General features: G+C 41.4%; 4 protein-coding genes. All 4 read right to left on the bottom strand.

Translation table 11 applies throughout. The features are described 5' to 3' along the window. Positions 1 to 500: 500 nt before the first annotated feature. Complete coding sequence (locus tag P0Y49_22470) at positions 501 to 2327, bottom strand: beta-galactosidase (GenBank protein ID WEK19540.1); 1827 nt, start codon at positions 2325 to 2327, stop codon at positions 501 to 503. A gap of 94 nt (positions 2328 to 2421) precedes the next feature. Beyond that, positions 2422 to 3531: a glycoside hydrolase family 43 protein gene (locus tag P0Y49_22465; GenBank protein WEK19539.1), complete on the bottom strand. Its 1110-nt coding sequence runs from the start codon at positions 3529 to 3531 to the stop codon at positions 2422 to 2424. 110 nt (positions 3532 to 3641) lie between these two features. Then, the gene (locus tag P0Y49_22460; protein ID WEK19538.1) at positions 3642 to 5267 is read right to left on the bottom strand and encodes a RagB/SusD family nutrient uptake outer membrane protein; all 1626 of its coding nucleotides are present in this window, start codon (positions 5265 to 5267) and stop codon (positions 3642 to 3644) included. Positions 5268 to 5279: 12 nt separating this feature from the next. Continuing rightward, entirely contained in the window at positions 5280 to 8231 is a 2952-nt protein-coding gene (locus P0Y49_22455) for a TonB-dependent receptor (GenBank protein WEK19537.1), read from the bottom strand. Positions 8232 to 8468: the final 237 nt, after the last annotated feature.

The raw sequence follows: 8468 nt of genomic DNA, 5'->3' as shown, positions 1-8468 counted from the left end.
GCGCCACCACAAACTTAAATCAACTATTATTCTTTATTCTGCTCTAACTACCTACAACACAACCACAAAAACTACAGAACATTTTAAAAGGGCAGGATCAGCGATACAGAATAGCGAGACTGGTATATGTAATGGTAGTATATATGGATACCAGGAAGCTGTCTATTACTAAAAAACTTTAAGCTATGGCTCGGTGGTATGGCTTAAGATTAACAGGTACCTCAGTCCTACCATAATCAACCATAGGTAAAGAGCCCAACCTAAGCTCACAGTAACTCCGCCTTCCTTATGCAATTAGAGCGCAGTGAGTCCGCCTTTTTCTAGTAAAAAGGCGGACTCACTGCGGACTCATGGCGGACTCACTCCGGATTTACACCAAGCGCATATTGAGCTCTATCTAGTCAAGCTGTAATATTAAGCCCTACCATTTGTGTTGCTTCCTTTCTGTTATGCTTGCAGAAGCAGCAATAAGGCAAAAGGAAAGCAACAGGAAAATAAAATTAGTCTTTTAGGGTGTTCAAAATCGGAGTGCTTATTCCTTTTAACAAATTTTGTTGAGGCTTGGTCAGTTCCAAAACTGAAACTTCGTTTTTACCGACCCTTAGCCATTCTTTTGGAACATAAACGGTCTGTTGTGGCCCGATAGACCAAAATTTACCCAAACTATGTCCATTCAACCAAACTACCCCCTTTCCCCAATCGCTCATATCAAGATAGGTATCTGCGGGCTTACTCACAGTAAAGGTCCCTTTTTGAATTACCGGGCCAGCTCCCAATTCCCCAGAAGCCCCCTTCGCAGTTAAAGTGTCAATATTGTTAAAAGGTAAACTGTACATAAGCCAATTTTTAACTTCTTCACCCGCAAACAAGACCTTTTCTGTTATACCTTTTTTATTATCGAGCAGATATTTACCAAAGTTGACCCTACCCATATTTTCGATAAAAATATCTAATTGTACCTCTCCATCTGGCAATTGCAGCTCCAGACTATCTTTATTAAACCGTCTGTCTAAAATTCCAACCCTTTTCTGATTTACAAAAATCAAGGCGTAATCCCTTAGTTGTTTGATTTGCAGAAGTCCCTTTTTCCCACCACTAATTTTTGTCCGGTATAACATATATCCATAATCCTGATTTAAGTCTTCGAAACTTAATGGTTTTTCGCTTTTAACAGGTTTTGGTAAGTTACTGAACAAGCTGATGCTTTCATTTAACCGGAAAGGCTTTATTTCCATGACCGTTTTCTTGTCAGGCACCGGTGGTAACTGTTCTCCTTTGGGCAAGTGCTTTTCTATGACCGCTCTAAACTGCTTATATTTATCAGTAGGATTTCCGGCTTCATCTAATGGGGCATCATAATCGTAACTGCTGGTTTGAGGTTCATAAGGTGAAATATCTTTATAATTTGCCCCGTTCATAAAGCCGCGGGTTGTGCCGCCATGGAACATATACATATTGATGGACATTCCCGCAGCCAAAACTCGATCCAGTTTCTCCGTATATTTTTCTGCAGGAACAGTATGATGCGGTGTACCCCACCAATCAAACCATGCCGGATACCATTCAGCAATGAAGTAAGGTCCTTTTCCATTGTGGTATTTATCTATAAGGCTCTTCACCTTTGTTGGATCATCCTGCCCGTTAATGGCTGGCAACAATCCTGGGAGATAACCACCCTTGATATCGTTCTCCGGATCACAGGTATACAAGAGTCCATCAAATCCAGCGTCAATAAACAACTTTCTATTGATATCCAGGTATGCTTTGTCGGCGGCATAAGATCCGTATTCATTTTCAACCTGGACCATCAGAATATTCCCACCATGATTAATTTGCAATGGCGCCAGCTGCTTCCCTACCTCATCAATGTACTTTTTATATTCGTACAGGTATTGTTTTTCTTTGCTTCGTACCACCAACCCCTTTTCATTCTGCAGCCAGTATGGATATCCGCCAAACTCCCATTCTGCGCAAACATAGGGACTGGGTCTTAAAATCACCCACAAACCTTCTTCCTTTGCCGCCCTGACAAACTCGGCGATATCATTATTTCCAGAGAAATCGAATTTGCCTTTTTCCGGTTCATGTAAATTCCAGAAAACATAAGTTCCAATGGTATTAAGCCCCATTGCCTTGGCCATTTTCATGCGATCACGCCAGGCTGCTCTTGGCACACGTGGATAATGCATTTCGCCAGAAATAATCTGAAACGGTTTACCATCGAGCAAAAAATCGTTTTCTCCCAATGCAAAGGTATGTTTGGCCTGCTGGCTAAAAACAGACAGCGAGAAACACAGGGACATTAACAGCAATAATTTTGTTTTCATCAGTATATAATTTTGTTTTTTTGGCAAAAGGAATCCTATAATGCGTAGTTATTACGCAAATCATCCATACTTCTGCCCTATTAATTTTGAGTTTTTACTTGAAGGTATTCAGATCCCATCGATCTGCCCATTCAATTTTTAGTTTATCGTTTTCGAATTGAATGGGTAGCCATAAATAACGCCCATCAATTGCATTTTTGGGCTCCCATTTATCTGCCATAAAAATGAAAGCCCCTTTTTTATTTGGAGCAGGAAGTACATAAGTACTTTGGCCGCCATAAGTTAACTCCGCTCCATTACCCTGGCAAGGATTGCCCATATATTTCCAGGGGCCGAAAATTGATTTGGCCCTAAACCACCTTGCTGCATTTGGCGCCCAGCCAGTACAGCCCGAACCAATCATGTAATACACATTGTCCCTTTTAAACAGTGCTGGTGCCTCGGTTTGCTGACCTATGTAAATCCGGACAAATTTGCCGGTATGGCTCAAATAATCTGGACTTAACTCCGCCAGATGCAGTGTAAAGTTCTCTTCCGAAGAGAATACATGGTAGGCTTTCCCATCCTCATCAACAAAAACAGTCATATCTCTAGCCATCTGTCCTCCAGGCAAATCCCTGCAGAAGAATCCATCGCTTTTGTTTTGGGGGTTTTCGCAATTGATTTTTTCACTTTCAGGAGTTCCATCTGCATAAAAAGGCATTATGCCTGCGTTTGGCCGGTAGCTTTTGATAAAAGTAAATGGGCCTGTTGGCTTATCGGCTATAGCTGCGCCTGCACGTGCAGCAGCATACCCCTTACCCAAAAGCTCAAGGTGAAACCACATCACAAACTTTTTCGTTTGCTTGTTGTATACCACCTTCGGCCTTTCCAAAATGCAGCCTTTTGCAATGTCACTCTTAAGATTATTGGAAACTGAAAGCGCAATTCCTTCATCTTTCCAATTGTACAGGTCTCTTGACGAATAACAATGTACACCTACTTGTGCCGTATTTCCCTTTTCTCCCTCAATTTTATGCTCACCAAACCAGTAGTATATTCCCTTATGCTCCAGCATTCCACCACCATGTGCGTTAATGTGAATGCCGTTGTTGTCTTTCCAGATTTTTCCGGGATTAAATTCCCGATAGGATTGCTGCGAAAAAACTGAAGCGCTAAACAAACAGAAAATAGAACTAATGATGAGGTGTAAGCGGCTGTACATAGCGTAATCTGGTTTAAAATTAGGGATGAAATAAAATTTTAATATAGCAAATGTGCTGAACTATTAATCGAGTTATCCGAAGATAACCCGATTGAACAAGCAGCGTTACATTAATAACCCGGATTTTGTGTAATCACAGCATCTTTATTAAGCTGTATCTCTCTCAATGGGATTGGCATTAATAAATTTTTTGTGGTTAAACCGGTAATTGGTTTAGAAGCATCATTTGAATTGAGACGTAAGGCGCGCTCCACCAGTGTCCCTGTTCTCATTAGGGTCATCCTCCTATTTTCTTCTCCAATTAATTCTCTTACCCTTTCGTCGAGAATGAAATCTTTCGTCATCTGCGACGCAGATACCTGAGCGGCGTTTGCCCTGGTTCTAAGCGCATTTATGCTAATCGCAGCATCAATTGTTTTATTTTGCATCACCTGGGCTTCGGCAAGTAACAAATAGGTTTCGCCCAGTCTCATCAGAATAAAATCCTTAATCATTGCATAGCCAAAAGTATCATTAGGATCAAAAGCCCCCCATTTGGTTGTACTCGGACAAATATTGACTAAGGTATCAGGTCCGGTAAACGGAACTTGTTTTCCGTAACGGCTTGCATAAGCAGGTGCAGGGTCATTATAATAATATCTTCTGCGGATGTTATATTGTGAATTCCGAATGTCATTTCCTTTATACAGGCCGTACAATACCCAGTTGCTTAAGCGTAAACGGCCAATTGATCGCCCACCCAAAGAATCTGCAAGTGCCATACCGGCGATATTGTAATAAGCAGCCCCCCAAACCCTGCGTTGCTGAGGATTATCAGTTATCCCACCTACAACACTCGCTGGATTTTCCTGCTCCAATACCCAAATGGCTTCGGTATTGCCTTGTGCCCTTCTTTGATTTCCATATTGGAACATATCTGAATAATAGTCACCCGGCAGGCTTGTTTTAACGCCATAGCGGTTTTTAATTAAACTAAACCTGCCACTATTAATAATGGCCTGTGCCTGTTGTTCGGCAAGATCTGGTTTATTTATACGCAGATAAACCTCTGCCAGCAATTGCATAGCCATAAATTTATTTGCTCTGCCATACATTTTCCCTTTTGTATTGGTTTTTACGGCTTCAATGTCCGGAAGATTTGCAGCTGCATAAATCAGATCGCTTACGATGAAATTATTTACATCGGCAAGTGGCGCCCTAACAAAATCTGTTTTCGGGCCACTTAGGGCATGCGTAATTAAGGGAACCTCGCCGAAACACGTTGCAAGATTATTGTATGCATAAGCCCTGAAAAACTTAGCTTCTGCACTCACCAAGCTTTTACCTTTTGCACTTAGGCTGTTAACGGAAGGATTCTCAATACCATCAACAATGGTATTGGTAAGATTTATCAGGATGTAATTCCTGTTCCAGGTCCTTGCAGCACCAACATCAACGGAAGTTAAGGTGGCATAATTGTAATATGGTATTTCTACCCCCTGCTGGTTATTGGTCGCATTAGCCACGTCTGTACCGACCTGCCATACACTGGGCCAACCCTGCTGATCGGCCCAGGAGAATATGGTGCTTACATGGTTATATAAACCAATCAAAGATGCTTCAAACCCGAGCGAATCGGTTAAAGTTAATGGCGTATAGGACGAATATGGCTTTTCATCCAGAAAGCCCCTTTTGCAGGATGAAAAAGCAAAAACTAATACTGCTAAAAACGATATAATGGTTATATATATTTTCATAATCATAATGATTTAACGTAATGAAACATTTAAGCCGAATACAAAAGTGCGGGTCAGTGGATAATTGTTTGTCCAATCTTCACCTGTGTTTGTATTAATTATCCCTCTGGAAGTTTGCAGACTTTCAGGGTCCCATCCTACCCATTTTGTAAACGTATACAGGTTTCGGCCACTGGCATAAACAGTTAATCCACCCAAATGAAGCTTATCCAAAACAGATTGTGGAAAAACATAGCTTAAGGTGGCATCTTTAATTCTCGTATAACTGGCATTGGATGCATAACCATAACCTAGGGTATTATTATAAGACAGGGCTGGCCTGGTTTGACTCTGGTTTTCAGGTGTCCAATAACCAATTTCGGCAGGTGTATTTCTTCTTCCTGTTTCATCACCATAAGTTAAATCAACATTATTTTTGACCATTCCCTGAGCAGTTTGAATGAGCACACTTAGATTGATGTTTTTGTAATGAAAAGTATTGGTTAAGCCTCCTGTCCATTTTGGTGTCGTTTGTCCTAATATTTCTTTGTCATCACCGGTGATTTTACCATCACCATTTAAATCTGCAAACTTCAAGCTTCCTGGTTTTGCCGTTGGGTCTTGTTTAGACACATCCTCACCGGTTTGCCAAACCCCGGTCATCCGGTAATCGTATACTACACTAATCGGGTGACCTATAAACCATCTGTTACCTACATCATCCTTTCCATCACCATATAAATCGGTAATTTTATTGCGATTCGTTGCAAAAACGATCGTGGTTTCCCACTTGAAATCTTTCCCTGCAACATTCTGGGTATTTAAAGTAATTTCCAGCCCCTTATTTGAAGTTTTGCCAATGTTATCAAGCACCTGGGTATAACCGGTAATAATTGGCAAACTTCTATTTAAAAGTAAGCCGGTGGTTTTATTTTGATAAGCCTCTATGGTACCGCTAATCCTACTTTTCAGGATTGAAAAATCCAGGCCGATGTTCGCTGTTTTAGTACTTTCCCAATGCAGTGCGTTGTTACCCAGGTTACCCGCCAAAACACCAATTGTACTGATTCCGTTAAAAGGTGAACGACCTGTTACATCGGTTGTAATGGTACGGTATACCGATACGGCTTCATTTCCAGTTTTACCATAAGACAAGCGAAGTTTCAGGTTATTAAGTAAAGTCACATTTTTCATAAAATCTTCGTTTGTAATGTTCCAGCCTATTGCTGCCGAAGGAAATATGCCATATTTGTCGGCTTTGGATCCGAAAACCGAAGAACCATCTCTACGGGCTGTTAAAGTCAATAAATAACGGCTGTCGTATGAATAAAACAAACGGCCCATTTGAGAATTCAGACCATATCTATCGCGGTAAGCCCCACTGGTTTGTGTTGCACCTGCAGCAATATTATCAAGCCCTAATTCATCATTGATAAAGCCACTTGCACCTGCTGTAGTCGAATTGTATTTACGTTCCTGAGAACTGTACAAAGCGGTAAAATCGAAATGATGTTTTTCTATATCTTTGGTGTAGGTTAGTATATTTTCAATGGTATAGCTGTTTGTTGATGCATTAAAGCTACTTGCAGTGCCAATCATATCGTTGGCCTTCCTACCTGTATAACTTCCCCTTCGTTCAGGGAAATAGGTGTATCCTCCATTTAAGCGGTATTTTAAGCCGGTCAACACTCCAGGAAATTTGATCTCCGCATAACCATTCCCGTTGATGTTTGTGGTTCTGCTGATCTTAGTGGTCGTTAAACCCAGAAGCGGGTTTACATAGAGCTGCTCAGGGTTCATCGGGTAAATGGCATAAGTACCGTCGGCATTATATAATTGTCCATACGGACTCATCGCAGTTGCCAATAAAAGATTTGCTCTTCCACCATCATAATTGTTGCTGGTTAAAAACAAAGATGTTCCTATGGTTAAAAAGCTGGTCACATTGAGATCCAGATTGGAGCGTAAGGCCACACGATTAAACTGGTAGCCTTTAATCACACCTTTTTGATCCAGATAATCACCTGAAATAAAGTATTTGACATCCGGTGTACCACCCGATATGCTCACATTATGATCCTGCATTATCCCCTGTTGGGTTGCTTCTTTTACCCAATCTGTTGTCGTACCCGCATTATAAGCGGGTAGCTCACCAATATTAGGCACTGGCCTGGTTTGTACCTGTCCGGTTTGCTTAAGGAAATCGGCATACTTTTGTACATATTCTTCACCAGTACGTGGTTTTAAAATGTGCGCCAGGTTATCAAAACCAGCATAACCACTATAACGAATTACCGGTTTACCTAATACGCCCCTTTTTGTTGTAACCAGGATTACCCCGTTTGTACCATTGGTACCATAAATTGCAGTAGCACTTGCATCCTTAAGGATCTCGACTGAAGCAATATCATTCGGATTGATGTCATTTAAAGAGCCGCCTGTTTTAGTCAGAGGTATTCCATCTACCACAACATAAGGGCCACTATCGGCATTAATGGAATTCCGCCCCCGAATTAAAACCGAAGGCTGACTACCTGGTACGGAAGATGATGTAGTAACATTTACACCAGCTACAGCTCCTTCAATGGCTTGTAGTACGTTGGTAACCGGCAACTGGGATAACCGCGCCTTAGGCACAGAAACTACAGAGCCGGTCACGTCAGATCTTTTCTGCGTACCATAGCCAATTACAACCACATCGTTCAGCATTTTATCTGAGGCCTCGTCAAGCGTAACGCTGATTTGGGCTTGGGTGCCCACTACAACTGATTTGGTGGTATAGCCTATAAAACTATAAACCAGAGTTTCGCCTTTGGTTACCACAATTCTATACCGGCCATTTCCATCTGAAATGGCCACTTTAGCCGTCGATTGATTTTTTATAGTAGCCCCTGGAATGGGTTGGCCATTCGCATCCAGAATAACACCTATAACTTCTGTGCCTGCAGTTTGCGCATGCAGCCGGTTCACGTTCATATTCATCATCACGAGGATTGTAAACAGTACCAAAAGGAGCCTCGTTGGTAAGCGTAAGTTTTTTTGCATAATGTTGATTTGGTTAGAAATATTCTTGTAAAAAAATTGCTTGATTTTGGCGTTGCCACGAAGGACACGATCGTTAGGTTTTGTGGTCTTTGTTCATAGTTTTTTATATTTGGTTTGAACAAATTAAGCACAAAGATGACCATGCCCGTGAGGGGTAATACCGTAAATAAAAGGGGA

Origin of the sequence: Candidatus Pedobacter colombiensis (assembly GCA_029202485.1) — a bacterium.
GTDB classification, from domain to species: Bacteria; Bacteroidota; Bacteroidia; order Sphingobacteriales; family Sphingobacteriaceae; genus Pedobacter; species Pedobacter colombiensis.
The sequence above is the reverse complement of the archived record's forward strand: the minus strand, read 5'-3'. Positions and strand labels throughout refer to the sequence as shown.

What these genes read in the sequence shown, in the direction of transcription:
- P0Y49_22470 (WEK19540.1), bottom strand. Translation starts at nt 2,327, where the DNA reads ATGAAAACAAAATTATTGCTGTTAATGTCCCTGTGTTTCTCGCTGTCT.
- P0Y49_22465 (WEK19539.1), bottom strand. Translation starts at nt 3,531, where the DNA reads ATGTACAGCCGCTTACACCTCATCATTAGTTCTATTTTCTGTTTGTTT.
- P0Y49_22460 (WEK19538.1), bottom strand. Translation starts at nt 5,267, where the DNA reads ATGAAAATATATATAACCATTATATCGTTTTTAGCAGTATTAGTTTTT.
- P0Y49_22455 (WEK19537.1), bottom strand. Translation starts at nt 8,231, where the DNA reads ATGATGAATATGAACGTGAACCGGCTGCATGCGCAAACTGCAGGCACA.